At 56.1% G+C, this 25,833-nt stretch carries 27 protein-coding genes; 12 read left to right on the top strand and 15 right to left on the bottom strand.

Annotated features, from left to right (window positions below; translation table 11 throughout):
- Positions 1-9: 9 nt before the first annotated feature.
- The 4 genes from BM347_RS10065 to BM347_RS10050 all read left to right on the top strand — a co-directional run bounded on the left by BM347_RS10065 (position 10) and on the right by BM347_RS10050 (position 3,812).
- A complete protein-coding gene (locus BM347_RS10065) occupies positions 10-783 on the top strand; it encodes an enoyl-CoA hydratase-related protein (RefSeq protein ID WP_093916337.1) in 774 nt (257 codons plus the stop codon).
- 9 nt (positions 784-792) lie between these two features.
- Positions 793-1,938 carry a CaiB/BaiF CoA transferase family protein gene (locus BM347_RS10060; RefSeq protein ID WP_093916336.1) on the top strand — a complete coding sequence of 382 codons (1,146 nt, stop codon included), beginning with the start codon at positions 793-795 and terminating at the stop codon, positions 1,936-1,938.
- A gap of 164 nt (positions 1,939-2,102) precedes the next feature.
- Positions 2,103-2,621, top strand: coding sequence for an isopentenyl-diphosphate Delta-isomerase (gene idi / locus BM347_RS10055; protein ID WP_093916335.1), 519 nt, complete (start codon positions 2,103-2,105; stop codon positions 2,619-2,621).
- Positions 2,622-2,888: 267 nt separating this feature from the next.
- Positions 2,889-3,812: a carbohydrate kinase family protein gene (locus BM347_RS10050; RefSeq protein WP_093916334.1), complete on the top strand. Its 924-nt coding sequence runs from the start codon at positions 2,889-2,891 to the stop codon at positions 3,810-3,812.
- Here BM347_RS10050 and BM347_RS10045 read toward each other — a convergent pair.
- From BM347_RS10045 to BM347_RS10030, 4 genes are read right to left on the bottom strand one after another with little or no spacing between them, the layout of a single operon-like run.
- Positions 3,798-5,213: a hypothetical protein gene (locus BM347_RS10045; protein WP_093916333.1), complete on the bottom strand. Its 1,416-nt coding sequence runs from the start codon at positions 5,211-5,213 to the stop codon at positions 3,798-3,800. The two genes, BM347_RS10050 and BM347_RS10045, sit on opposite strands and share 15 nt — an antisense overlap.
- Positions 5,214-5,227: 14 nt before the next feature.
- Positions 5,228-5,995 (bottom strand): SAM-dependent methyltransferase, encoded by a 768-nt coding sequence (locus BM347_RS10040; protein ID WP_093916332.1) that lies wholly within the window; start codon positions 5,993-5,995, stop codon positions 5,228-5,230.
- Positions 5,992-6,396, bottom strand: coding sequence for a GtrA family protein (locus BM347_RS10035; protein WP_093916331.1), 405 nt, complete (start codon positions 6,394-6,396; stop codon positions 5,992-5,994). Before BM347_RS10035 ends, BM347_RS10040 begins: the two co-directional genes overlap by 4 nt.
- Positions 6,396-7,346, bottom strand: a complete 951-nt coding sequence (locus BM347_RS10030) for a glycosyltransferase family 2 protein (RefSeq protein ID WP_093916330.1) — start codon at positions 7,344-7,346, stop codon at positions 6,396-6,398. Before BM347_RS10030 ends, BM347_RS10035 begins: the two co-directional genes overlap by 1 nt.
- A gap of 330 nt (positions 7,347-7,676) precedes the next feature.
- Here BM347_RS10030 and BM347_RS10025 point away from each other — a divergent pair, with 330 nt between their 5' ends.
- Entirely contained in the window at positions 7,677-8,396 is a 720-nt protein-coding gene (locus tag BM347_RS10025; protein WP_342742185.1) for a sugar transferase, read from the top strand.
- 5 nt (positions 8,397-8,401) lie between these two features.
- On the opposite strand, the gene BM347_RS10020 is transcribed toward BM347_RS10025, so the two are convergent.
- Together BM347_RS10020 and secA are read right to left on the bottom strand one after the other, a co-directional pair.
- On the bottom strand, positions 8,402-8,671 hold the full coding sequence (locus BM347_RS10020) for a spike base protein, RCAP_Rcc01079 family (protein ID WP_093916329.1): 270 nt from the start codon (positions 8,669-8,671) through the stop codon (positions 8,402-8,404).
- A 114-nt stretch (positions 8,672-8,785) separates the two neighbouring features.
- A complete protein-coding gene (secA, locus tag BM347_RS10015; RefSeq protein ID WP_093916328.1) occupies positions 8,786-11,464 on the bottom strand; it encodes a preprotein translocase subunit SecA in 2,679 nt (892 codons plus the stop codon).
- A 175-nt stretch (positions 11,465-11,639) separates the two neighbouring features.
- On the opposite strand from secA, the gene BM347_RS10010 reads away from it, so the two are divergent.
- From BM347_RS10010 to BM347_RS09990, 6 genes are all read left to right on the top strand, one after another.
- Positions 11,640-12,488: a peptidylprolyl isomerase gene (locus BM347_RS10010; RefSeq protein WP_093916327.1), complete on the top strand. Its 849-nt coding sequence runs from the start codon at positions 11,640-11,642 to the stop codon at positions 12,486-12,488.
- 6 nt (positions 12,489-12,494) lie between these two features.
- Positions 12,495-13,721 (top strand): bifunctional glutamate N-acetyltransferase/amino-acid acetyltransferase ArgJ, encoded by a 1,227-nt coding sequence (gene argJ / locus BM347_RS10005; RefSeq protein WP_093916326.1) that lies wholly within the window; start codon positions 12,495-12,497, stop codon positions 13,719-13,721.
- Positions 13,718-14,116 (top strand): 8-oxo-dGTP diphosphatase MutT, encoded by a 399-nt coding sequence (mutT, locus tag BM347_RS10000; RefSeq protein ID WP_093916325.1) that lies wholly within the window; start codon positions 13,718-13,720, stop codon positions 14,114-14,116. Before argJ ends, mutT begins: the two co-directional genes overlap by 4 nt.
- 115 nt (positions 14,117-14,231) lie before the next feature.
- Positions 14,232-14,366, top strand: coding sequence for a hypothetical protein (locus BM347_RS17770; RefSeq protein WP_281247851.1), 135 nt, complete (start codon positions 14,232-14,234; stop codon positions 14,364-14,366).
- 72 nt (positions 14,367-14,438) lie between these two features.
- The gene (locus tag BM347_RS09995; RefSeq protein WP_093916324.1) at positions 14,439-15,359 is read left to right on the top strand and encodes a diacylglycerol/lipid kinase family protein; all 921 of its coding nucleotides are present in this window, start codon (positions 14,439-14,441) and stop codon (positions 15,357-15,359) included.
- On the top strand, positions 15,356-16,147 hold the full coding sequence (locus BM347_RS09990; RefSeq protein ID WP_093916323.1) for a metallophosphoesterase family protein: 792 nt from the start codon (positions 15,356-15,358) through the stop codon (positions 16,145-16,147). Before BM347_RS09995 ends, BM347_RS09990 begins: the two co-directional genes overlap by 4 nt.
- A 12-nt stretch (positions 16,148-16,159) precedes the next feature.
- Here BM347_RS09990 and infB read toward each other — a convergent pair whose 3' ends face one another.
- From infB to pip, 6 genes are all read right to left on the bottom strand, one after another.
- Positions 16,160-18,646 carry a translation initiation factor IF-2 gene (infB, locus tag BM347_RS09985; RefSeq protein WP_093916322.1) on the bottom strand — a complete coding sequence of 829 codons (2,487 nt, stop codon included), beginning with the start codon at positions 18,644-18,646 and terminating at the stop codon, positions 16,160-16,162.
- 9 nt (positions 18,647-18,655) lie between these two features.
- A complete protein-coding gene (locus BM347_RS09980) occupies positions 18,656-19,276 on the bottom strand; it encodes an RNA-binding protein (RefSeq protein WP_093916321.1) in 621 nt (206 codons plus the stop codon).
- Between the two features lie 22 nt (positions 19,277-19,298).
- Entirely contained in the window at positions 19,299-20,924 is a 1,626-nt protein-coding gene (nusA, locus tag BM347_RS09975) for a transcription termination factor NusA (RefSeq protein WP_093916320.1), read from the bottom strand.
- Positions 20,925-21,503, bottom strand: coding sequence for a ribosome maturation factor RimP (rimP, locus tag BM347_RS09970; RefSeq protein ID WP_093916319.1), 579 nt, complete (start codon positions 21,501-21,503; stop codon positions 20,925-20,927).
- 149 nt (positions 21,504-21,652) lie between these two features.
- The gene (locus BM347_RS09965; RefSeq protein ID WP_093916318.1) at positions 21,653-22,507 is read right to left on the bottom strand and encodes an ABC transporter substrate-binding protein; all 855 of its coding nucleotides are present in this window, start codon (positions 22,505-22,507) and stop codon (positions 21,653-21,655) included.
- On the bottom strand, positions 22,504-23,475 hold the full coding sequence (pip, locus tag BM347_RS09960) for a prolyl aminopeptidase (RefSeq protein WP_093916317.1): 972 nt from the start codon (positions 23,473-23,475) through the stop codon (positions 22,504-22,506). The genes BM347_RS09965 and pip overlap by 4 nt, the downstream gene beginning before the upstream one ends.
- Before the next feature lie 48 nt (positions 23,476-23,523).
- Between pip and ubiG the strand changes: the two genes are divergently transcribed.
- Complete coding sequence (gene ubiG / locus BM347_RS09955; protein ID WP_093916316.1) at positions 23,524-24,270, top strand: bifunctional 2-polyprenyl-6-hydroxyphenol methylase/3-demethylubiquinol 3-O-methyltransferase UbiG; 747 nt, start codon at positions 23,524-23,526, stop codon at positions 24,268-24,270.
- Here ubiG and BM347_RS09950 read toward each other — a convergent pair.
- Genes BM347_RS09950 through grxC form a run of 3 tightly spaced genes read right to left on the bottom strand, consistent with a single transcriptional unit; the run spans position 24,267 to position 25,799 of the window.
- Positions 24,267-24,704, bottom strand: coding sequence for a MarR family winged helix-turn-helix transcriptional regulator (locus BM347_RS09950; protein WP_093916315.1), 438 nt, complete (start codon positions 24,702-24,704; stop codon positions 24,267-24,269). The two genes, ubiG and BM347_RS09950, sit on opposite strands and share 4 nt — an antisense overlap.
- A gap of 7 nt (positions 24,705-24,711) precedes the next feature.
- Complete coding sequence (locus BM347_RS09945) at positions 24,712-25,542, bottom strand: carbon-nitrogen hydrolase family protein (RefSeq protein ID WP_093916314.1); 831 nt, start codon at positions 25,540-25,542, stop codon at positions 24,712-24,714.
- Entirely contained in the window at positions 25,542-25,799 is a 258-nt protein-coding gene (grxC, locus tag BM347_RS09940) for a glutaredoxin 3 (RefSeq protein ID WP_093916313.1), read from the bottom strand. Before grxC ends, BM347_RS09945 begins: the two co-directional genes overlap by 1 nt.
- Between the last annotated feature and the right edge of the window lie 34 nt (positions 25,800-25,833).

Raw genomic sequence — 25,833 nt, 5'->3', positions numbered from 1 at the left:
GAGGAACCCATGACAGACGGTCTAAATATCGAAACCTCGGACGGCGTGACAACGATTGCACTGAACGACCCCACCACCCTTAACGCGCTGACCCCAGAGCTTGCGGTATCGCTGACTGCCGCACTGGAAAGCGCAGCACAAAACAGCCGCGCGATTATCCTGACAGGATCTTCCCGTGCGTTTTGTTCCGGCGCAAACCTGCAAGCGCGTCCAACTGCGAAACCCGGCCAGATCAACGCCGGATCAGCGCTGGACGAGGCATATAACCCGCTGATGATGGTCATCCGCAATCTGGACGTGCCTCTGATAACCGCTATCAATGGGCCTGCTGCAGGCATCGGCGCGTCCATCGCTATGGCCGGTGACATCATCATCGCGGGTGAAAACAGTTACTTCCTCGAAGCATTTTGCCATATCGGTCTGGTTCCCGATGGAGGTGCCACATGGATGCTGGTGCGCAATGTCGGGCGGGTGCGCGCCGCCGAACTTGCCCTGCTTGGTGAAAAGCTCGCTGCGCAACAGGCGTTTGACTGGGGCATGGTCACCAAGGTTGTCGGCGATGACGATGTCATGCCCACTGCCAATACATACGCGTCGCGCCTTGCAAACGGGCCGACCCATGCGCTCGGGCTGATGCGGAAACTGCTCTGGCAAGCAGGCGATGGCACCTTCCAAGAACAGTTGGCAGAGGAACGAGACGCCCAAGCCTCAGCCGGGAAACACCCGCATTTTGCCGAAGGCGTCGCTGCATTCTTGCAAAAACGCAAAGCCAATTTCGAATAGGAGCACCCCATGCCCGGTCCCTTGAGCGGTTTGCGGATTATCGAGTTTGCAGGCTTGGGCCCGGGTCCTTTTGCCTGCATGATGCTTGCCGACCACGGGGCCGAAGTGATCCGGATTGAACGGCCCGGCGGCACCCAAGGCGGCCCGGAAACCGACTCTAGCAAGGATATCTTGCTGCGTTCGCGCAAGCGCATCGCCGTTGATATGAAATCAACCGGTGGCAAGGCGGTTCTGCGCGATCTCATCGCCACTGCGGACGGCCTGGTCGAAGGGTTCCGCCCCGGCGTGATGGAGCGTTTGGGCCTTGGCCCCGATGAATTGCTGAAACTGAACCCCAAACTGGTCTACGGCCGCATGACAGGCTGGGGTCAAACCGGCCCCTTTGCCCAGATGGCCGGTCACGATATAAACTACATCGCGCTGTCGGGTGCGTTGCATGCCTTTGGTCGCAAAGGCGAAAAACCAACGCCCCCGATTAACATGATGGGTGATTTCGGCGGCGGTGCCATGATGCTGGCCTTTGGCATGGTGTCTGCCCTTTTGCACGTCCAGCGTGGCGGCGACGGCACAGTGATCGATGCCGCGATGACCGATGGTTCCGCGCTGCTGATGTCGATGATCTACAGCTTTCACGGCCAAGGCTGGTGGAAGGATGAACGCGGCGTCAACATGCTGGACACCGGCGCGCATTTCTATGACGTCTATGAAACGCGCGACGGTAAATTCATCTCGTTAGGGTCGATTGAACCGCAGTTTTACGCACGCATGTTGGAATTGACTGGCCTTACTGATGATCCTGAAATGGCCGCCCAAACCGACCCGACTAAATGGGACGATATGCGCGATAAACTGACCAAAGTAATCGCAAAGAAAACCCGCGATGAATGGGATGCGATCATGGCAGGCACGGACGCATGCTATGCGCCGGTGTTGTCGCTGACCGAAGCACCAAACCACCCCCACAACCAAAGCCGCGGGGCATTCACGACGGCTGGCAATATGCGCCAACCCACCCCCGCACCGCGCTATTCCACAATTCCAACAAGGCCCCCCGAAATGCCCGACGGACAAACCCACACGCGGCAGATATTATCTGAGCTGGGCTATTCAGACGCAAAGATCAAAGAAACCCTTGCCCAAGGCGGCGTGTCCTAGCGGCTGTCAAAAGCGGCAATTGCGAACGACGGCTTCAAATTCATGCGCGCCCGGTATTAAATCTACAAATACCCGAGACGCGCGCCTATATAGACCCCTGATCGGCAGCATTCTAGGATCAGCAAGCTGGTACAGCGAAACAGCACAATTACACGGATATCACGATGCGCACTATGATTCCGGCATGGGTTAACGGGACACTAACACCTGTGGAAAAGCTTGAGGTGCATCAACGGGGGCTGCGCCACAAGGCCATCTCGGTTTTTGTAATGCGCGGTAATGAGACGTTGATTCAACGCCGCGCGCTGTCAAAATATCACACACCCGGTCTGTGGGCGAACGCCTGTTGCACGCATCCGTTTTGGGATGAACCCGCATTGGCCTGCGCCAATCGGCGGCTGGACGAAGAGCTGGGGATCACCGGGCTGCGCCTGATGCACCGCGACCAGATCGAATACCGCGCGGATGTTGGCAATAAGATGATCGAACATGAACTGGTTGATATCTACACCGCCGACGCGATCGCCCTGACCAGCATCACACCAAACCCGGACGAGGTAATGGATACCGCCTGGGTCGACCTTGAAGAGCTGGCCCGCCAAGCCCACGAAGAACCTCAGAAGTTTACACCGTGGCTTCGTATTTATCTGGCCGATCACAAAGACCGCATCTTTACCCCGTGATACGAATTGGCCGCAATAATGAGGCTCTAAATTTGGGTTTAGAGACGAAATTTGGCCTAATCGTCATCCGCCTGCACGCGTGTATTAATAATAATGGCAGGCCACTTGACCCTTTCTACCCCCTATCCCTTCGTCGTAATTCGACTCTAAACCGTTATTTTGTCCCATATAACTACACGAGAGAGCCACGTAATCAGCCCAACTTTTCTCTGGACCGTTAGCGCTCACACCCTTATCAAACAGCAAAGCCAGACCGTCGGAGGCCCTATGATACTGTGTTGCGGAGAAGCATTGATCGACATGATCGAAGGGGATGACGCGTTCATGCCCCATGTTGGTGGTGCAGTATTTAACACCGCTTGCGCCTTGGGACGGCTTGAACAAAAGGTCGGATTTGTCTCTGGCCTGTCGACCGATATGTTCGGAACCCGGTTGCAAGACGCCCTGCATGCCAGCCACGTTGACACCTCGCATATGATTTTCTCGGATCGTCCCACCACATTGGCCTTTGTCCAGCTGTCCGGCGGGAATGCCACCTATACGTTTTACGATGAAAATACGGCGGGCCGTTGCCTTGACGCGGCGAACCTTCCGACCATCCCCGACACTGCCCGCGCGCTTTATTTTGGTGGCATCAGCCTGATTGGCATGCCCGCAGCTGATTTCTATGCCGCACTGGCCGTTGATCAAGCAGACAAACGTGTCATCATGATTGATCCTAACATCCGGCCCCAGTTCATCACCAACCCCGCCGCATATCGCGCGCGTCTGGCCAAAATGATCGCCGTAAGCGACATCCTCAAAGTATCCGATGATGATCTGAACTGGATCATCGACGGCCCTGCCACGCTGGACGAAAAAGCTGCAGAAGTCCTGGCTCAGGGTCCGAAATTGCTGCTTCTCACCAAAGGCAGCGAGGGGGCAAAAGCATATCTTGCCAGCGGTCAAACCGCCGAGGCTAAGGCCCGTAAGGTTGATGTTGTCGATACCGTGGGCGCTGGCGATACCTTTAACGCTGGGGTGCTGGCCAAGCTATCGCAGATGGGATGCCTGACCAAACAAGGCATCGCGAAACTATCAGCGGAGGATGCGCGGGCCGCTTTGGGTTTGGGCGTAGAAGTGGCGGCCATAACAGTGTCGCGCGCTGGCGCGAACCCGCCGCTACTGTCGGAACTCTCAATCCCGATCTGATGAGGCACCCTCAGGTGGGGTAAAGATCACAAACTGGTCCGATCCCGTGTAACGCAAATGAATTTCGCCTTGATCTGCCACCCCTAAGTCTGGGCGCGCCGGGCATGCGTCTGCATCCGTATCGCAATTGATCGCCTCCCGGCCGGTCAACTGCCGCAATCGCAATGAAAACGCTTCGCGCGACTGAATGCTTGCCTCCTGCCCAGAGGCAATGCGCATGGGGTTTCCATAGATGAATATCGGCCCCTCACGCGGTTCAATATCTTGGGCAATCGCCCTTGTCTCGGCCTGCCAAGCACGGAACTGGCCGTAAAATAGAAACACCTGAATGAAATAGACGCCTATGATCAGCATAATGGCGTTTCGGCCCAAACGACTGGGCACGCTGCTTGTCCAGCCCAGCGTTTCCACCGCCCGGACAATCGCCATTACGGCAAAAACCCACATGAACACAAAAGCACGCGGCGGAACGATGACGCCGATTTTCAGAACCTGCACAATCACCAGCGCAATTCCCACAGTCAGCCCCGCAAGGATATAGAGCGCCTCCATCGGGCGGCGTTTCAGCAATATCGCGAATGAAGTGATCGAAAGTGCTGGAAAAAACAGGATCAAAGGCCAAAAGCCAAAAGCATTACGGTGAAAGATAATCTGAAATGTTTCTCTTAACTTGGGTAGGTTGTCGATGATCCCGGCCATACCGCTTGCCGACGTCGCCTGACGCCAATCGGCCACCGGCACGCCAAACACACCATGCACCTGCCAGTTCAATGCATAAACCACCAGCACCGCCGCGATAAAACTGACACAAAACAGCATCAGCAATCCTGCCAGATCACGCAGTGTCCGGTGCTCGGTCCTCGCAATGCATGTCGCAAGCAAAAGCAAGGGATAGGTCGTATAGGACATAAAGCTAACGATCGCGAACCCCGGCAAAAGCGTGCGCAGCATACGGTTTGAAACCTTGCACGCCAGCAGCCCGTATAGGGCCACCACCGCAAGACCGGGGGTCAACGTATTGAACCATGGTGAGATCAGCATCGCAGAGGGCGACACCATCAGCATCAACGCCATCAGCACAGTGAACCCGTTGGTACCCTTGGGTCCGCTCGTCGCCACCGCGATGGACGAAACAACCAATGCCCACAGCCCTTGGTACAAGGCAAAGTTTACCCAAGACGGGGTAATCACCGGACGCAGATGCCAGATGTAATTCAACCAACGCCCTTCATGGAGCGTCTTGTTCCAAAACATCGCTGCATCGCCAAAAAGCGCAGGATAATCATCGTGACGGATCATCGGATCGGCCAAATTCATCGCCGACATCAGCATCACCGCAATGAAGGCGACCAGAAAGGTCGGCCACAGCTGCACGCTATTACTGTTTAGGGCGCTCGCCATCACCGCGCGAAGACCTAAGTCGTGCCCACGGTCTTTGCCCGGCGGGCGCGGATGGCCAAAACCAATGCCTGTGCTTTTGCGATAATCGTCACCGCAGGGCGGGGCAGCAGTTTGACCAACGCCAGCCGCAGGTGCCACCCGATATGGCCCGCCTGCCGCACCGGCTGACCGACAGCAATTTCAGTGTTTAGAATATCCTGAGGCAGCCCCTCGCGACCCGCCGTGTTCACGTACAAGATCGTATTATAACGATACCAAGGCGCAACATCTTTGTTGTTCTTCAGCTCGGGGCGCACGCAATCAAATCCAACATAGCCACGCGCGGCAAACAAATCCTGCCAAAACGACAACGGCTGTTCATTGATATGAAACTCACCACCTTGGCCGGGAACCGCCGCGGAAAACAAAACCCGATCCGATGCGGTCGTCAGACTATCAACGAGGGTTTCTGACGCCGCTATTGGCAAATGCTCCCCGACCTCAAGGCTTTGTGCCAGATCGAAACGGCGCCCCATTTCCACAGGTTTCGTCAAATCAGCAGCCAGAAAATTTTCGGGTGCAACGGCAAGCTGATCACGGCTTACATAATCGCCATCAACAGCCAAAACCTCAGCTGCGCCAGCGCGCTGCCATTCATCCATCCAGACCCCTCGCCCGCTGCCCAGATCAATAACGCTCTGCGGCTGAAGTTTTGGAAACAGAAGCGCGATCAATGGCTTGGCCGAGGCCCGCGCGCTTTGATTGATATAGTCAAAAAACGTATCACTGTAGACATGACTCATGATGTGATTTCCGTTCTGGAAAGAGGCAACGCAAAGACCCACAGGGCCATGAAAACAAAGTTCTGTACCGGCAAATACAACGCCGCAATGACGGCTGCCGCCCAATCAGTCAGCTCCATGAGGTCGGGCAGAAATGACGTGATCAGGGCCGAACTGACGAACCCCAAGACAACCATCACACCAAACCGCAGTATCTGACCAAAATCGTTTAACGGTCGGCCAAAGGTGAACGCGGCCTGACCCACGTATTGCAGCATCACCGCCAACACAAAAGCAAACCCGTTGGCCAAAACCTGCGAAACGTCCATTGCCAGAAACGCCATATACAATAGCACATAGGCCAAGGCCGTGCTGCTTCCGATCAGGCAAAACCTGACCAGTTTGTAGTCTGAAATCGGCATCACGCCCGCAAACGCTGGGGTGCTTGCGTGACATCGCGTGTGTCATCGCTCACGAAGTACATTGGGCGATCTTTGGCCTCGACATAGAGACGGCCAATATATTCGCCCAGTATCCCCAAGGTCAGCAATTGCACCCCTGAAAAGAAGCTGACCGCCAGCACCACTGAAGCCCAGCCCGGCGCGGTCTGATACACCACCAGCGAATAGATCACATAGACCGCCATCAGCCCCGCCATCAACAAGCTGATGAACGACAAGCGTGTCGCGAGCTTGAGCGGCTTGGTGGAAAACGCTGTCATCGCATCGATTGCAAAACGCATCATGGCACGCAGCGGGTATTTGGTTTCACCTAGCTCGCGAGGCGACCGGATATATTCAATGCCGACCTGCTTAAAACCGGCCCATGCGAACATCCCGCGAATGAACCGCGCCTTTTCTGGCATTGCCAAAACAGCATTCAGCGACCGCCGGTTCACAAGCCTGAAATCGCCCGTATCCTGAGGGATCGGCACATCCGACATTGCGTTCAAAAAGCGGTAGAAAAGATGTGCGGTGGCTTTCTTGAACATCGTCTCGCCGCGCCGTTCGCTGCGGCGACCATAAACCACGTCAAAACCGCGATCCATCATGAACATCATATCGGTCAGCAGCTCTGGCGGATCTTGCAGGTCGGCATCCAACATAAAAATGCGCGCGCCTTGTGACGCCTCCAGACCGGCGGTCAGGGCGATTTGGTGACCTCTGTTTGCGGATAACCTCACCCCGACGATCTGGGGGCACGACAGTTTCGCGGCCTCAATGGCCGCCCATGTCCCGTCAGTTGATCCATCATCTATCAGGATAATTTCGGCCCGGTCTTTCCAAGGCGTGATCGCCTGCGACAAGCGCGCGACCAAACCCGGGATGGACTCTTCCTCGTTCATGCAGGGGACAACAACTGAAAGATACATTCGGGCACTCCGCCAGGATCAACGACCTGCTCAGAGGTAAGTTGGATATGTGTCCGAAATTGGGCGAAGGGTGGTCCAAACTTGGGATATCGCCGCTCGGTGTTGCGCGAAAACATCAAAGCCCTGAATACGGTCAAGCGCAGAGCGTTAGAGCACCATCAATCGGAGTTCGAACACTGGAAATGGGCGATATCTCGAAACCCTCCCCAAAGGTGGTCTTTGGCCTGCGCATGACGCGCTAACCATCGAACTGTTTAGATATGGTTCAACTTGATGTCATTTAATCCAGATACCCGACCCAACTTAACCCGAATTTAGCGGGCATTCCGCATGATCCGCCAATCACCTATCGATTTGAAAGGGAAACGCGGGCAACTCATGGCGTTCGTCTATCACAGCTCACGGCACAACAGGCTCTTGCGCAGGGTCCCGCACCAGGGGATTTACGCACGGGGTGGAAAGCGTCTGTTTGATATTGCGGTATGTCTGGCCTTGTTGCCGGTCGTTTCTTTGACGATCCTGCTGCTGTGGGTCATCGCAAAATCCCAGGCACCATCGGGTTTCTTCGCCCATCCTCGCATCGGCAAAAATGGCGTCATGTTTCGATGTTGGAAAATGCAGACAATGATCGAAAATGCGGATCAGGCGCTACAGGATATTTTGGAATCCCACCCCGACAAAAAATCGGAGTGGGCAGCCACCCGCAAGCTTTCCAACGACCCTCGCATTCTGCCCTTTTGTGGGTTTTTGCGCCGGTCAGGATTGGATGAGCTGCCCCAGATTTGGAATGTCTTGCGGGGCGACATGTCACTGGTCGGACCGCGCCCGGTCACCGAAGCAGAGCTCGTATTATACGGCGAGGGCATAGCGGATTACTTGGCGATCAGGCCCGGTATCACGGGACTGTGGCAGGTCACGGCACGCGGCGCGCCCTGCTATGTCCGCCGGGTAAAACTTGACCGCCAATACGCACGCAGCGTGACCTTCATCGGTGACGTGCGCATTCTACTTTCCACCCTTCCGATTTTGTTGCGCCCCACCGGACAGTAACCCGGTTAGACAAGTCCCGTAACGCCTGACGCCGTTGTGCCAGTATTCAAAACACGCTCAATTCGAAATGGGTACACCACACCTGCCATCAAGCTTGGTAGCGTCACTGTATCGCCGCCTTTCAGCACAACCGCCAGATCGCCAGCACCCGCCACCATAACGGCACGTGTCACCTGCGCGACATCTGCCGCGTCGTCAGGGGTAATTGAAAAACCACCACAAATTGGCCCCGTCAGACCGGCGCTATAATCGTGAAAATTGTCAGTGATAGGCATATCTTTCTCCGTAATGAGGCTCGGTAACCCTCCTTTACGAAAATTTAGCTATCCTTAACCAAACGCGCGCCCTGCAAAGCAAGACGCGCGTTTCATTCGATCATGATCTAGATGTTAGACAACACGGCCATGGCAATGTTTAAACTTTTTACCCGATCCACATGGGCACGGATCATTGCGCGATGGGTTTCCCCAGGTCGTCGGATCATCCTCTTTAAAGCCCTCTATAGCAGCTTCATTTTCAACTGCCGGTGCCGCAGCGGGGGCCTGACTTGCCTGCATCTGGGCAATCATTTCGCGCTGCTCTTCTTCGGTCATTGGCCGTATCTGACCCAGCTTTTGGGTAACATCAGTCCGTAAACTATCGAGCATCGATTCAAACAACTGAAACGATTCGTTTTTGTATTCGTTCAAAGGATCGCGCTGCGCATATCCACGAAAACCAACAACAGACCGAAGATGCTCTAGCGTCAGCAAGTGGTCGCGCCATTTCGCATCAATCGCCTGCAAAAGAACCTGCTTTTCGATGTTGCGCATGTTCTCGGCACCGAACTGTTCGGCTTTTTGCGCCATCTGCTCGTCGCAGGCATCGGTCAGACGTTCGCGGATCACTTCGTTATCCACGCCTTCTTCCTCGCACCATGCAGCAACAGGCAGATCAATGTTCAACTGCTCCAGAACAGCACGCTGGAAACCTTCTGTATCCCACTGATCTGCATAGGTTTTCGGGGGCATGTACTGATCAATAAGATCATCAATAACCTGCTCACGCATGTCCGAAGTGATCTCTGACAGGTCCGCAGCTTCCATAATGTCACGGCGCTGACCAAACACAACTTTACGCTGCTCGTTCATCACGTCATCGAACTTCAGCAGCTGTTTACGGATGTCAAAGTTACGGCCTTCAACCTTTGCTTGGGCGCGCTCAAGCGACTTATTGACCCACGGGTGAATAATCGCCTCGCCCTCTTTGAGGCCCAAGGTTGTCAACACTTTCTCAAGCCGTTCCGACCCGAAAATACGCATCAAATCGTCTTCTAGCGACAGATAGAAAGACGAACGCCCGGGGTCACCCTGACGGCCAGACCGGCCGCGCAACTGATTATCAATGCGGCGGCTTTCGTGGCGTTCCGACGCCAGAACATACAGACCACCAGCCTCGATCACTTTTTGCTTTTCATCCGCGTGCTCTGCTTCGATCTTGGTACGAACGGCGACCGGATCGGCGTCGGGGTCCGCATCAAGCGCTTCCAGCACTTTCAATTCAACGTTGCCGCCCAATTGAATGTCGGTCCCGCGACCGGCCATGTTCGTCGCAATCGTCACAGCGCCAAACTTGCCCGCGTCTGCAACAATCTGCGCCTCTTGCTCATGCTGGCGTGCGTTCAGAACATTATGCGGAATGCCCGCTTCCGTCAGCATCTGGCTTAGCATCTCGGATTTCTCGATAGACGTCGTCCCGACCAAGCACGGCTGCCCCTTGGCATGAGCAACCTTCACCTCTTCAATCATCGCCTGATATTTCTCAAGCGCGGAACGGTAAACTTGGTCGTCCTCGTCAATACGGGCGACGGGGACGTTCGTGGGAACGACAACAACACCCAGACCGTAAATTTCCATAAATTCTTCGGCTTCGGTTTCGGCAGTACCGGTCATCCCAGCCAGCTTGTCATACAAACGGAAGTAATTCTGGAAGGTCACCGATGCCAGCGTCACGTTCTCTGGCTTGATATCGACGTTTTCTTTGGCTTCAATCGCCTGATGCAAGCCGTCAGACAGACGGCGCCCCGACATCATGCGGCCAGTAAATTCGTCGATCAGCATGATTTCGCCATCACGCACGATGTAATCTTTGTCGCGCTGGAACAGCTTATGCGCGCGCAAGCCTTGGTTCACGTGGTGCACAATCGACGTGCTTTCGGGGTCATACATGGTCAGACCTTCCTCAAGCAGGCCGCGTTTATGCAGCTCGGCCTCAAGGAATTCGTTCCCTTCATCGGTAAAGGTCACGTTGCGGGTCTTTTCGTCCAGCTCGTAATGGTCTTCTTGCAGCAGCGGGATCACGTCATCGACGATTTTATACATCTCGGAGCGGTCTTGCGACGGGCCAGAAATAATCAACGGTGTACGCGCTTCGTCGATCAGAATGCTGTCGACCTCATCCACAATCGCAAAATTATGGTGACGCTGGAAAATCTGGCTAAGCTCAGATTTCATGTTGTCGCGCAGGTAATCGAAACCCAATTCGTTATTGGTGGCATAGGTGACATCGCAGTTATAAGCGGCGCGTTTGTCTTCCTCGGTCATGTTCGACACGGCAGCGCCGGTTGTCAGACCCAGCGATCCAAACACCTTGCCCATCCAGTCAGCATCGCGCTGCACCAGATATTCGTTCACCGTAACGATATGCACACCCTTGCCGGTGAGCGCGTTCAAATAAGCGGCCAACGTCGCGGTCAGTGTTTTACCTTCACCGGTCTTCTGCTCAGAGATATTGCCCTGATGCAGGAAAATCGCCGACATCAACTGTGTATCGAACGCCCGCAAGCCCAAGGTGCGACGCGCGCCCTCGCGGCAGTTGGCAAAGGCTTCGGGCAGCAGGTCGTCCAGGCTTTCGCCATCCAACGCCCGCTTGCGCAGTTCCTCTGTTTTCTCTTTCAGACCTTCGTCGGTCAAAGCAAGAAATTGATCTTCCAGCGCGTTGATTTGCTCAACCAGCGGGCGGGTCGCCTTGATTTTGCGGTCGTTGGGTGTCCCAAAGACTTTTTTGGCGAGTGTTCCGATGCCCAGCATGTAATCTCCTGCCGAAGTTATGATCTATAGCGCTGATCTGCTTGCCGAGCCGCCGGACAACCCCTAGATACATGGCTGAACCAGCGCCAAAGCCGCGCCCATAGGGCGATGTAAGGGCCGTACCAAACCGTGTCAATGTGCAGCCCCCCGTGGCGGCCAAACCTAGGACAGATACATGCAGAAAACCCTCACTTTCTTGGCCCCCCTTTTTGTTGCCGCATCGCTTGCCCTGCCCGTCGCAGCACAAGACGAGGTCAAAGCCGATACAGTCGTCGCAACGGTCAATGGAACGGATATCACCCTTGGCCACATGATCATTGCCCGCGCCACCCTCCCCGAGCAGTATCAGCAGCTTCCACCCGAGGTGTTGTTCAAGGGTATTCTTGACCAGTTGGTGCAACAAACTGCACTGGCGCAAAGCTTTGAGGGGCAATTGCCTAGTCGTGTGATCATGTCGATCGAGAACGAGCGTCGCCAACTGGTAGCGGGTGAGGTGATCGAAAAGAACATGGCCGCCGAAGTCACCGAAGAGGCCCTGAACGAGGCCTATGAAGAGACATATGGCTCTGCCGGACCTACGGATGAATTCAACGCTGCGCATATTCTGGTCGAAACCGAGGAAGAGGCCCAAGCCATTATCGCCGAAGTCGAAGCAGGTGCCGATTTTGCCGAGGTCGCAAAAGAGAAATCAACCGGCCCGTCAGGCCCGAATGGCGGCAGCTTGGGTTGGTTTGGCCCCGGCATGATGGTCCCGGAATTCGAAACGGCTGTGGTCGCGCTGGATGTCGGCGCAGTTTCCGAACCGGTTCAGACCCAGTTCGGCTGGCATGTTATCAAATTGACCGACAAACGCCTGAAAGACGCGCCTGCGCTGGAAACCGTAAAAGCCGAGCTTGAAACCCAGATCCGTCAGATCCGTGTGCAACAATCGATCGAAGAGATCACAGCCGCCGCAGATGTTGATCGCGCTGCCGCTGAAGGGATCGATCCCGCAATCCTGACCAACCTTGGCTTGCTGGAGTAACTCAAGATGGGCAAGGTCACTGCTGTTTCCCCCCTCGCACCTGCGCAATTCCCCGATCTTCCTGTTATTGACGGGGTGCGCTTTGCGACAATCGCCGCTGGTGTCCGCTATCAGGGGCGCACCGATGTGATGCTGGCCGAGCTGGCACCGGGGTCAACCATTGCCGGCACCTTTACCAAATCCGCAACACGCGCGGCACCGGTCTTGGACTGTCAGGCCAAGATCGGCGGCACCTCGGGTGCCGGTGCTGCCATTTTGGTGAATTCGGGCAACGCCAATGCCTTTACAGGCAAGGGTGGGGTAACCGCGGTCGAGGCGATCACCAAAGCGGTCGCTGACGTATGTGACATCCCGCAGTCTCGGGTGTTCACCTCCTCCACCGGCGTGATCGGTGAACCTTTGCCCCACGATCGCGTGACCGCCGTGTTATCCGATCTCAAGGCCAAGCTTGCCGACGACGGTATCGCCGATGCCGCCAAGGCGATCATGACCACCGATACCTTCCCAAAAGGGGCCAGTGCAAAGGTCACGATAGGGTCTAAAACAGTCTCTATCGCAGGGATTGCCAAGGGTTCCGGTATGATCGCGCCGGATATGGCCACCATGCTGGTCTATATATTTACCGACGCGGTGGTCAGCCAACCCGCGCTTCAGGAAATGCTGTCTAAACACACCGATACGACATTCAACTGCATCACCGTCGACAGCGATACGTCGACCTCTGACAGCCTGATCCTAGCCGCGACCGGTGCGTCCGGCGTTGATGCCAGCGACAGCGAAGAGTTTTCGAACGCCCTGCATGATCTGATGCTGAACCTTGCGCATCAGGTCGTTCAAGACGGTGAAGGTGCGACCAAGTTCGTCGAAATCGCGATCACCGGTGCGGCCACGGACGAAGACGCCAAAACCCACGCCATGGCGATTGCCAATTCCCCGCTGATCAAAACCGCGATTGCGGGTCAGGACCCGAACTGGGGCCGCGTCGTGATGGCCATTGGCAAATCCGGTGCTGCCGCCGACCGTGACCGCCTGTCGATCCGTTTCGGTGATATCGAAGTGGCCAAAGACGGCTGGCGCAGCCCGACCTATTCGGAAGAGGCCGCCGCGGCCCATATGAAAGGCCAGAACATCGTGATTGGCGTCGATCTGGGCCTGGGCAACGGCAAAGCAACGGTTTGGACCTGTGATCTGACCCACGGCTACATCGAAATCAACGCGGATTACCGTTCGTGAAGACGGTATTGGTTTCGGCTGTCGCCCTCATTGACGTGGATGGGCGCGTTCTTCTGGCGCAGCGCCCAGCCGGAAAATCTATGGCTGGCCTGTGGGAATTCCCCGGCGGCAAGGTTGAAACAGGCGAAACCCCCGAGGTTGCCCTGATCCGTGAACTCCAAGAAGAGCTGGGAATTGACACATGGGCATCTTGCCTCGCCCCGTTAACCTTTGCGAGCCACAGCTATGATGATTTCCATCTGCTGATGCCCCTCTTTGCCTGCCGCAAGTGGGAGGGAACGCCCCAAGCTCGGGAGGGGCAAACCTTAAAATGGGTGCGGGCAAATGCCCTGAAAGACTACCCGATGCCGGCCGCTGATGTGCCCCTAATCCCTATTTTGCGAGACTGGCTGTGACGTTGTAAAGGTTGATGTTTTTGGTCAGTTTTAGCCCTTAATCGTTAATTTTTTCTAGACAGGTCAATCATGCCACTTATAAGTGAAATAGTTAACACTTCTGGGGGGAACTGGGATGCTACGTACAATCACAATCGGAACGACCGTGTCGGTACAGGGTATTTTTGTCCGCGACATGCCTGATGGCCGTGTGTCGGTAAAGGTTGATAAAGAGGTTTATGTAGGCAAGCCGATCACCGCCAAGAACTGATCTGAGTGCATGAAGTTTTGAACTATTTGATGATGCCGCGCGTTAAAACCGAAGCACATCAACAGGTTCAAAATGAAACCCGACAGCGTAACGATTATCCTAAATAGCGGGTCCGGCCGCAAAGACGGCCAAGACCGCAAGAAATCGATTGAAGATCGGTTCAAGCATCACGGTATCAAAGCAAGTTTTGTAGCATTTGAACCAAACAGCGATCTGGCGAAGGTCGCTAAGACTACAGCACAATCAGATCCTGACACGGCGATTATCGCAGCCGGTGGCGATGGCACCATCTGCGGTGTGGCGGCGGGATTGCGCGGTCTGCCCAACCAAATGGGGATCATCCCGTCGGGCACTTTCAACTATTTCGCGCGGTCGCTGAATATCACCGAAACGGTTGATGAAGCAGTAGATGTTATCGCAGCCGGTCTGACGCGCAACACCGACATCGCCATGATCAACGACCGGGTATTCCTGAACAATGCCAGCATCGGGGCCTATCCCGCGATCTTGCAGACCCGTGAAGGCGTCTATGAGAAATGGGGGCGCAGCCGAATTGCTGCTTACTGGTCCGTTGCCAAAGCATTGGCGCGGTTTCGATCCCCGCTAAAGCTGACGATTACCGTTGACGGGAAATCGTTCAAGCACCGCACTTCGCTTGTTTTCGCCATCACCAACGCGTTTCAACTTAGGGAAATGGGGTTGAATGGCGAGGAATGTATCGAAAACGGAGGTATGGTGCTATTGATCGCACCCGATACCAACCGGTGGAAACTATTTAAACACGCGGCATCGCTCGCCCTGGGGATCGCAAAGCCCCAGACGGATTATGAAATGCACTGTGGTAACGAAATTGATCTGGACCTGCGGAGCCGCAAGCGGCCCGTTGCCTGCGACGGAGAACTATCGCGCATGAAAGGGCCGTTCAAACTGCGCATGCAACGTGATGCGCTGACTTTGATTGTGCCGGTTGGGTCAGAAACGACAGTAAGATGAGCAGGGTAATCCACCTTTCTGATCTGCATTTTGGCCGGGACCGCCCCGACCTTCTGAACCCCCTACAGGATAGCGTGAATGGATTGAACGCTGATCTTGTGGTGATATCGGGTGATCTGACGCAGCGGGCCCGGCACCACCAGTTTGAGAACGCGAAGCGGTTTGTCGACAAGGTTGCCGCGCCAGTTTTAATCGTGCCGGGCAACCACGACATTCCACTGCACCGACCGGTCACACGGTTTCTGGCACCTTTTCGGCGCTATAAACGCTGGATCAACGCAGATCTGACGCCGCAATTCGAAACCGATGATATGGTCGTGATCGGGGTAAACTCCGTTGACCGGTTCGCATGGCAAGCCGGTCGTCTGTCAGCACGACGGCTAAGGCATGCATGCACCGCCATGGAACGCGCCCCCAAACACAAGGCGCGGATCATCGTGATGCATCATCCTCTGGAACATCCAGTACAGACCAAAAAGAAACCCACACGCGGGGCAAAGCAGGCGTTAGATCAGCTGCTATCAGGCGGTGCCGACATGATTTTATCGGGGCACCTGCATGCATGGCACGCCGAGAATTTCAAAGTGACGTCGGGCACACACAGCGCGGTGCAGCTGCATGCAGGCACAACCCTATCAACCCGCCTGCGCGGCGAACCGAATGATTTCAACCTGATAGACATCTCGCCCACGTCATTTGATATTCAACGGCTTAGCTTTGACGAAGACAGTCAAAGGTTTGAAACGACAGAAGCCCGACAATTCAGCCGGGCTTCTCTCAATTCCTGATCTCGACGCGGATTAGTCGAGCGTACGAACAACTTCTTCACGGGTGAAGATCTCGATGACATCACCTGCGCGGATATCTTCGTAGTTTTCAAACGCCATACCACATTCCTGGCCGGAAGGTACTTCGGCAACTTCGTCTTTGAAGCGCTTGAGCGTTTTCAACGTGCCCTCGTGGATCACTACGTCGTCGCGCAGCAAACGTACACCAGCGGCGCGGCTTGCTTTGCCCTCAGTCACCAAACAACCTGCAACCTTGCCAACACCGGTCACCTTGAACACCTCTTTGATCGACGCGTAGCCGATAAAGTGTTCGCGGATTTCGTTGCTCAGCAAGCCACTGGCCGCGGCTTTCACGTCGTCAACCATATCGTAGATGACCGAGTAATAGCGAATCTCAACGCCTTTTTGGTTGGCAGTCGCGCGGGCCGATGCGTTGGCACGTACGTTGAAACCAATGATTGGCGCGTTTGACGCTTCGGCCAGACCCACATCAGTGTCGGTAATTGCACCAACACCCGAATGCAGAACCCGCACGCGGACTTCGTCGTTACCGATTTTTTCCATCGCCTGAAGGATCGCCTCGGCAGAACCTTGAACGTCGGCTTTGATCAGCAATGGCAGCTCGGACACGTCAGCGTCAGCCTTGGCAGTCGCCATAAGCTGTTCCAGCGTTGTCGCAGCACCCGCAGCAGCACGTTTATCTTTGGCAGCTTTCTCGCGATATTCAGCGATTTCGCGTGCCTGTGCTTCGGTATCGGTCACGTTCAAAACGTCGCCCGCACCTGGTGTACCGTTCAGGCCAAGAACCTCAACCGGGACAGAGGGACCGGCTTCTTTGACGCGTTCGCCCTGATCGTTGATCAGCGCACGCACCTTACCGTACTGTTCACCCACAACGAAAATGTCGCCTTGGCGCAGCGTACCGTTCTGAACCAGAACCGTCGCCACAGGACCACGACCCACGTCAAGCTGCGCTTCGATCACGGCACCAACGGCGGCGCGATTTGGGTTGGCTTTCAGTTCCAGCAGTTCAGCCTGCAGCGAAATCGCCTCAAGCAGTTCATCAAGGCCCTGACCTGTTGCGGCCGAGACTTCGACGTCCTGTACTTCACCGGACATCTTTTCAACGATGACTTCGTGCTGCAGCAGATCGGTGCGCACTTTGTCAGGGTTGGCTTCGTATTTGTCGATCTTGTTGATCGCCACGATCATCGGCACTTTGGCCGCTTTTGCGTGGTTAATCGCCTCGATCGTTTGAGGCATGACAGCGTCATCCGCCGCCACAACCAATACAACAATATCAGTCACTTGTGCACCGCGCGACCGCATGGAGGTAAACGCGGCGTGGCCAGGTGTATCAAGGAATGTCAGCACTTGATCATTGTCGGTTTTCACCTGATAGGCACCGATGTGCTGCGTGATGCCACCCGCTTCGCCGGACTGAACCTTGGCTTTGCGGATCGCATCCAGCAACGATGTCTTACCGTGGTCAACGTGACCCATGATCGTGATGACCGGAGGACGCGTAACCAGATCTTTCGGATCGTCCACCTCTTCCTTGATCACGTCTTCGACGTCAGCATCGGAAACGCGGACTACTTTGTGGCCGAATTCTTCGATGATCAGTTCGGCAGTATCGGCATCAATCGTTTCGTTTTGTGTTACCATCATGCCGTTGGTCATCAGCGCCTTAACAACAGCACCAACACGTTCCGCCATACGGTTTGCCAGCTCGGAGACAACAATCGCCGGGGGCAGGTTCACGTTGCGCACGACCTTTTCGCGCTCAACCGTGCCACCCATCGCTTTTTGACGCTGGCGTTCCTGCTTACGCTTCATCTGCGCCATGGAACGCTGACGGCCGCCTTCGCCACCAGTCAACGCCTGGTTAACTGTCAGCTTGCCAGAGCGACGGTCGTCGTTGCCTTTGTTGCGTTTGTTGGTTTCCTCGCGGTCGCCTTCTTTCTTGCGGGCCACGGGGGCCGGTGCGCCACCTTTGGTGTTCGGCATCTTGGCCGACGCGGGCTGTACCGCGGGCGCAGGGGCTGCCGCTGCAACGGCTGCTGCTTCGGCTTCTTGCTTGCGACGCGCGTCCTCTTCGGCTTTCGCCTTCAGGTTTTCCTCGCGCTGGCGTTCCTCGGCCTCTTTGGCTTCCGCTTCTGCACGGCGGCGCTCGCGGTCTTCGGCGCGCGCTTTTTCTTCAGATGCACGTGCTTCCGCTTCTTCCGTCTCGCGGGCGCGGGCCGCTTGAACAGCCTTTAGACGGCGTTCCATCTCGGAATCTGTGATACCTGCAGGGCGTTTCTTGGGATCCCCAAGAGACGCGTTCGATCCCGTGCCGGTTTTGGCGCCCACAGGTTTTGGCACCACAACGCGCTTGCGCTTGGTCTCGACCACGACGTTTTTGGTACGCCCATGGCTAAAGCTTTGCTTTACGTTACCCGGGCGCGCAGGCGCGCCACGCAGGCCCAATGTCTTTTTGCCGTCACTATCGCTCATCTAGCTCGTCTATCCTTTCGGGTGACCGTTGCCACCCTCGTTTATGCGTACGCCTCTTAGCCGTTGGGCCTCCTCTACAACACGAGAGGTGAGTCCACCAGAGGCGAGCGCCCCATGTATCACAGTTTGACGACCGAATGCCAAACCCAATTCGTCTGCCGTCAGCCAACCAATGTAATGGCCAAAGTGCGGCGTGCTTAATTTCGACTTACCGCGACCGGATCCATCAACCGCTTGGATCAGAACTTCGGCTTCTTCCATCTGCAGCCAACTTTTGACCTTTTCGTATCCTGCCACGGCCTTGCCAGCCTTGCGTTGCAGCGAAATCAGGTCGACCACACGGCGGACAAGTTGCTTTTCAACCTCGTCTACCAATCCTTCATCAACCTTAACAGCCTGTTTAGCCGCGCGGGAAAACAGGCCTTTCTTTACGGCCAGCAACAAGGCGTCGCGATCTGCCGCCACATAGATACCCCGACCGGGAAGCTTTCCCAGAATATCCGGGAAAACCTGCATGTCAGGGCCGACGACGAAACGGATCAGACCATTCTTGGGCTGCACTTCGCCCGTGGCGATGCATTTCCGCTCTGGACCGTCTTGCCGATCTTTAGAAACGCCACCGCGCACCATACCGTCCCCCAAGGCCCTGCGATCAGGCCTCGGCCTCCTCGTCTTCTGCGCCGTCAATGTCTTCTTCTTCGACTTCGGCGACCTCAAGCTCGGCCGGATCGACCCAACCCAGCAATACGCGGGCCGTCATGATCAGGTGCTGCGCTTCTTCCAGCGACATGTCAAACGGTTCCAACGTGCCATCGTCTTTGGTCCGCACGCCATCAACTGTGGTCCAGCCACCGGCCAGCTCCCAATCTGCGCATGTTGCAAAGTCTTCCAGCGTTTTCACATCGTCTTTTGCCAACGCCTCAATCATTTGGGGTGTCAGGCCTTCGAATTCAATAAGCGTATCATCCACACCCAACGCGCGGGCTGCATCCAGCGCCGCTTTGTTTTGCGCTTCCAGCACATCACGGGCCCGAGCCTGCAATTCGCCAGCGGTTGCTTCGTCAACACCGTCGATGACCAACAATTCGTCAACTTCGACATAGGCGACTTCTTCAAGGTTGGTGAACCCTTCGGAAACCAGCAACTGGGCAAAGAATTCGTCCAGATCGAGCGTATCCATAAACAGCTTGGTGCGCAGTTCAAACTCGGCCTGACGGCGGGCGCTTTCCTGCTCTTCTGTCATGATGTCGATATCCAGACCGGTCAGCTGCGACGCCAGACGCACGTTTTGACCACGGCGGCCAATCGCGAGCGAAAGCTGCTCCTCAGGAACGACAACTTCGATTTTTCCGGCTTCTTCGTCCAGAACCACCTTGGAAACCTCGGCGGGCTGAAGCGCGTTCACCAGGAATGTTGGCTGGTCTTCGTTCCACGGGATAATGTCGATCTTTTCGCCCTGCAGTTCGTTCACAACGGCCTGAACACGACTACCGCGCATACCAACGCAAGCGCCAACAGGATCGATAGACCCGTCATAAGAGATCACAGCGATCTTGGCACGCGAACCGGGGTCACGGGCAACGGCTTTGATCTCGATGATGCCATCATAGATTTCCGGCACTTCCATCTTGAACAGTTCAGCCATGAATTCCGGCGCTGTACGGCTCAGGAAGATTTGCGGGCCACGCTGTTCGCGGCGCACATCCTTGATGTAAACGCGGATACGGTCGTTCGGGCGATAGGATTCGCGGCCGATTTTTTCGTTGCGACGCAGGATCGCTTCGCCAGCGCCAACATCGACGATGACGTTGCCGTATTCCTCGCGCTTGACCAGACCGTTGATGATCGTGCCTGCGCGGTCCTTGAATTCTTCGTACTGGCGGTCACGCTCGGCTTCGCGCACCTTTTGCAGGATCACTTGCTTGGCGGATTGTGCGGCAATGCGGCCCATTTCAACCGGCGGCACTTCTTCGCTGAATTCCTGACCCACTTCCGGGTTGTCCATGTACTGCTTGGCTTGCTCGACCGTGAATTCGGCCTGATAGTTCTCAAGCTCGTCATCGGCCACAACCGTGCGCACGCGGGTGAATGTTGCGCGACCTGTCTTGCGGTCAATCGCCACGCGAATGTCCATTTCAGCGCCATAGCGAGACTTCGCCGCCCGGGCGAGCGATTCTTCCATCGCTTCGACCACCAGATTGGGGTCGATCATCTTTTCGCGGGCAACAGCCTCGGCGGTTTGCAGCAGTTCCAGCTGGTTGGCAGATGTAATGGCCATTTAGTCGTCTCCCTCGGTGGACCCTTCGGTCTCGATGTCATCGAATTTGGTTTCGTCAATTGCGCCCGACGCCTTGCGTTGGCGCAGCATTTCTTTGATCAGATCGTCGGTCAGGACCAGTTTCGCGTCCGTAAGCCAGTCAAATTTCAGGCCAATCGTGCCCTCTTCGACGTTGATCAGAACTTCGTCACCGTCGATCCCGGCCAGCGCCCCCTTAAAGCGGCGGCGGCCATCAATCAGATCACCGGTTTCAATCTTGGCCTCATAGCCTTCGAACATGTCAAAATCCTTGAGGCGGGTCAGGGGCCGGTCGATACCGGGGCTGGAAACTTCCAGCGTGTATTCTTCGATAATCGGGTCTTCGACGTCTAGCACGGCGCTGACGGCCTGGCTTACCTCGGCCAGTTCATCAACTTCGATCCCGCCATCGGGGCGGTCGGCCATAATCTGCAACGTGGTCTGTTTTCCCGACATCAGGCGAACGCGCACCAGTTCAAACCCCATATCCTCGATCACCGGTGTGATGATCTCGGCCATGCGGCGGTCAATGGCGGCTTTGGCAATCAGGTCGTTGTTCATAGTCTCTCTTATCGTCCTGCAATTTTCAGCAGGCATAAAAAAACGGGCGCGCGGCCCGTGTTCAAGATCGGTGGAGCGTCTGGTGTGGACCCGGATGCGCCGCTGTTATGATGGGATATACGCATTGATCCGCGAAACTGCAAGCCCCGTCAGGCGAACCACCAGCGTTCAGCCGCGCGTAGGTTGTCTAGCGGGCGGTGCTGGCCGGTTCTGACAGGCATCGCAACGCTGCGAGATGCCGCATGGGTCATACCACGCGCAAACGGCAGCGGGGCAATATCATCGAACCCGTGAAGCAAACCCGCATCCTCCAGATCCGCCGCATCGACCAGATATTCGGCCAACGCCTGCGCGCGCACAACATCAGACGGGATCGAAACCAGTTCGACCGCGTCGAACCACCCGGCGGTGTTGCCTTTGTAGTGATCCGTCACGCGTTCAGCCAAAAGCTGCTGGCCCGGCGTGAACCGTTTCAAACGATAAAGGCCCGTGCCGATCCCCAGGTCGGCGGCATGCCGGGGCCGGATCACGTGATCGGGCCCTGCAAGTGTAAACGGTAAATCCATCGCAGGCTGATCCAGGGCGATACATATCTGATGGTCCGTCAGAACCTCGACCCGCCCATCGACCTGCAAGGACGCCGCAACATCCCTTGCCGTCATGGGTTGCCCGTCATGAAAGGACACATCCTGACGCAGATCGAATATCCACATCCGGCCATCATCCGATCCCTGCCAATCGGTGGCCAGTTCCCCACGCAAGGTGCCGTCGGCGGCAACCTCGGTCAGCGTGTCATAGATCAACCCTTGGCGCGCGACCTTCATGAACAGCCCGTCGCCATTCACCCAGCTGTCGCTGCGCAATGCGCCCGACAGCGCCATGCGCAAACGCCCGCCCTGTTTGGGCAAGGCAGCGGCAGACACACCCGTTGCCGCCAGCAAAGCTGCGGCGGCACCCGTGGCAAACAGCGCACGGCGATCCATCAAGGAACGGGTTTTGGTCATAGGGCGGCAATCCTGTCCATCGTGCGCACCAGTTCTGCACTGATCCCCGGCTCTGACAAGGCATGACCGGCGTTGCGCACCATCTTTAGGTCGGCATTCGGCCAGACCTGCGCAATTTGATAGGCGCTGGTCGGCGGGCAAATCATGTCATAGCGCCCCTGAACGATCACGCCGGGAATATGCGCGATCTTTGGCATATGCGCCAAAATCTGCCCGTCAAACTCAAGAAAACCGGCGTTAGTGAAATAGTGGTTTTCCAACCGCGAAAACGTCCGCGAATATTCACCCGGTCCTTCGTGGCTGCCACCCGACGAATGGATCGACGCCAGCGCGTTTTCCCAAGCGGCCCATGCCTTGCCGTATTTAATCTCGGTCTGCATGTCGCCGCTGAACAGTCGCTTATGATAGGCCGCAATCAGATCGTCGCGTTCATCCTGCGGGATCAGGTCCACAAAACGCGCCCATAAATCCGGCCAGAATTTCCCCGCGCCGCCGCCATAGAACCAATCCAGCTCGGCTTGGGTCATGGTGAAAACACCGCGCAACACGATATTGCGCACACGGTCAGGATGGGCCTGCGCATAAATCAACGCCAGCGTCGCGCCCCAGCTGCCGCCAAAGGCGATCCATTTGTCGATGCCCAGCGCCACGCGGATACGTTCAATATCAGCGACCAAATCCCATGTGGTGTTATTGGTCACCGACGCAAAGGGCTTGGACCGTCCGCAGCCGCGCTGATCAAATAGAATCACCCGATATTGCCGGGGGTTGAAATAGCGCCGCATCGACGGGCTGCATCCGCCACCGGGACCGCCATGCAATACCACAACGGGGATGCCATCGGGGTTCCCGCATTGCTCAAAATACACGGTATGACCGTCGCCCACGTCCATCATCTGCTGATCAAACGGATCAACAGGCGGATAAAGATATTGAACTGCGCGCTTTTGGTCCGGGATTTTGTCCATTACAGGCCTATATAGTCTTTGGACCTAAAAGAGCACAGAGAGATCAGAATGCAAGCGCCACTAAGCACCGTTGACCCCGCCGAGATTGAAAAGTTTCAGGCCATGGCCGCCGAATGGTGGGACGAGAATGGCAAATTCAAACCCCTCCACATGCTGAACCCCTGCCGGTTGGATTATATCACCAACCAGATTGCAGGCGAATTTGACCGCGATTTGAAAACGCCGCTGCCGTTCAAAGGGTTGCGTATTCTGGATATCGGCTGTGGCGGCGGGTTGCTGTCTGAACCTATGGCGCGGCTTGGGGCCGAGGTTGTCGGCGCTGATGCAGCCGCAGGGAACATTCCCGTGGCGCAGGTTCATGCAGAACAATCCGGTCTGACCATCGATTACCGCCACACGACGGCCGAGGCATTGGCCGAAGCGGGTGAACAATTCGATGTGGTTTTGAACATGGAAGTGGTGGAACATGTCGCCTCTCCCATTGATTACCTGATCGCCTGTCGCCAATTGCTAAAACCCGGTGGTTTGCAGATTTGTTCGACACTGAACCGCAATCCAAAGTCCTTTATGATGGCGATTATCGGGGCTGAACATGTGATGCGCTGGTTGCCAAAGGGCACGCATGACTGGTCAAAGTTCATTACCCCCGATGAATTGTTCGATCTGCTGCGCAACGCGGGCCTGACCCCCGTCGATCGCAAGGGTTTTGTGTTCAATCCGATCACATGGTCGTGGCGTCTGTCTGATCGTGATCTGAGCGTGAATTACGTCACTGCCAGCACAAAGCCGGCTTAATCCTCGGAATGTCTGCGCAAGGCGCGCAGCGTTTCAAGGGTGGCGCGCACCTGATCCTCGCCCAGCTCATCCGCCACATCGTTAATCAGCGGCGTAATTGAACGGATTGCATCATCGCGGGCATTGCGCCCAGCGGGGCTGATCGCCACCATCTTGCGGCGGGCATCATCCCAATCGGGCCTGATATGCACATACCCCGCCCACAGCAGTTTGTTCAGCGTGTTGGTCATTGCACCACGTGTGACATTGAACGTTTCGGCCAGTTGGGCAGGTGTCTTTTCGCCATCGTGCCACGCAAGGTTATTCAGCACCGAAAAATGCGAGATTTCCATGCCCTTAGGCAGCACCCGCGTCAGGCGGTTGCGCATGCGTTGATCGGCAGACAACAGCTCGCTGATCAATGTAATCGCCAATGAATTCCGGTTTTCACTCATACGTTAACTAAGGTGCCTGAAAGTCACGGCGGTTGGCAAGGCTTGGCACGCGGGCACGCGCATCTGCAAGGCGGGCCATGTCCATCTCGAACGGGTAAACCCCCGGTGCTTCGCCAGCATCCAGGATCACCTCGCCCCACGGGGCGACCGCCAGCGAATGCCCATAGGTGAAGCGCGTCTTATTTGAATCGCTTAGATGTTCGCCCGTTTGCGCAGGCGCCAAGACAAAGCACCCAGTCTCAATCGCCCGGGCGCGTAGCAATGTATGCCAATGCGCGGCACCTGTGACCGGCGAAAATGCGGCAGGCATGGTCAGAATGTCAGCGCCTGCGTTGGCCAAGGCCTGATACAACATCGGGAACCGCATATCATAACAGATGGACATCCCGACGCGCCCAAAGTCGGTATCAGCCACCACCGCCCTATCCCCCGGACGATACCCGGCTGATTCGCGGTAGCTTTCGCTGGCATCAATATCCACGTCGAACATGTGGATTTTATCGTAACGGGCGACGATCTGCCCCTTGGGATCAATCATGAACGACCGGTTGGCAAAGCGGCCATCGGCATCATCCGTCTTAAGGCCCAGCGACCCGATCAACAGCCAAATGCCCTTGTCCCGCGCCACATCACGCAGCGCGGCAAGGGTCGCATCATCTGCCTCATAGGCCAGCACCGCGCGTTGGTGATCACGGCTGGTTGATACGCAATTGGTGACCTCGGGCGTCAAAACAAACCGCGCGCCCTGATCCGCTGCATTCCGCACCATTTTCACCGTACCCGCCAGATTGCGGGCCGGATCATCCGTGACATTCAGCTGGATCAGCGCGGCTTTCATCAGGCGGCCAACAATGCGTCCAGCTTGCCCGCGCGTTCCAGCGCATACAACTCGTCACATCCGCCCACATGCGTGTCGCCGATAAAAATCTGCGGCACCGTGCGCCCGCCGTTGGCACGCTGCATCATTTCGGCCTTGCGCTCTGGCTGGGCCAGAACGTCCACCTCGGCAAAGCTGACACCTTTTTCATTCAGCAACCGCTTGGCCGCGTGGCAAAATCCGCATAGCGGCGAGGTGTAAATCTCAACGGGTTTCATAGCTGTGTCCTTTCCAGCAAATCAGTTGAACACA

Source organism: Sulfitobacter marinus (assembly GCF_900116285.1).
Lineage (GTDB): Bacteria > Pseudomonadota > Alphaproteobacteria > Rhodobacterales > Rhodobacteraceae > Sulfitobacter > Sulfitobacter marinus.
This window is presented reverse-complemented; position numbering and strand designations above follow the sequence as displayed.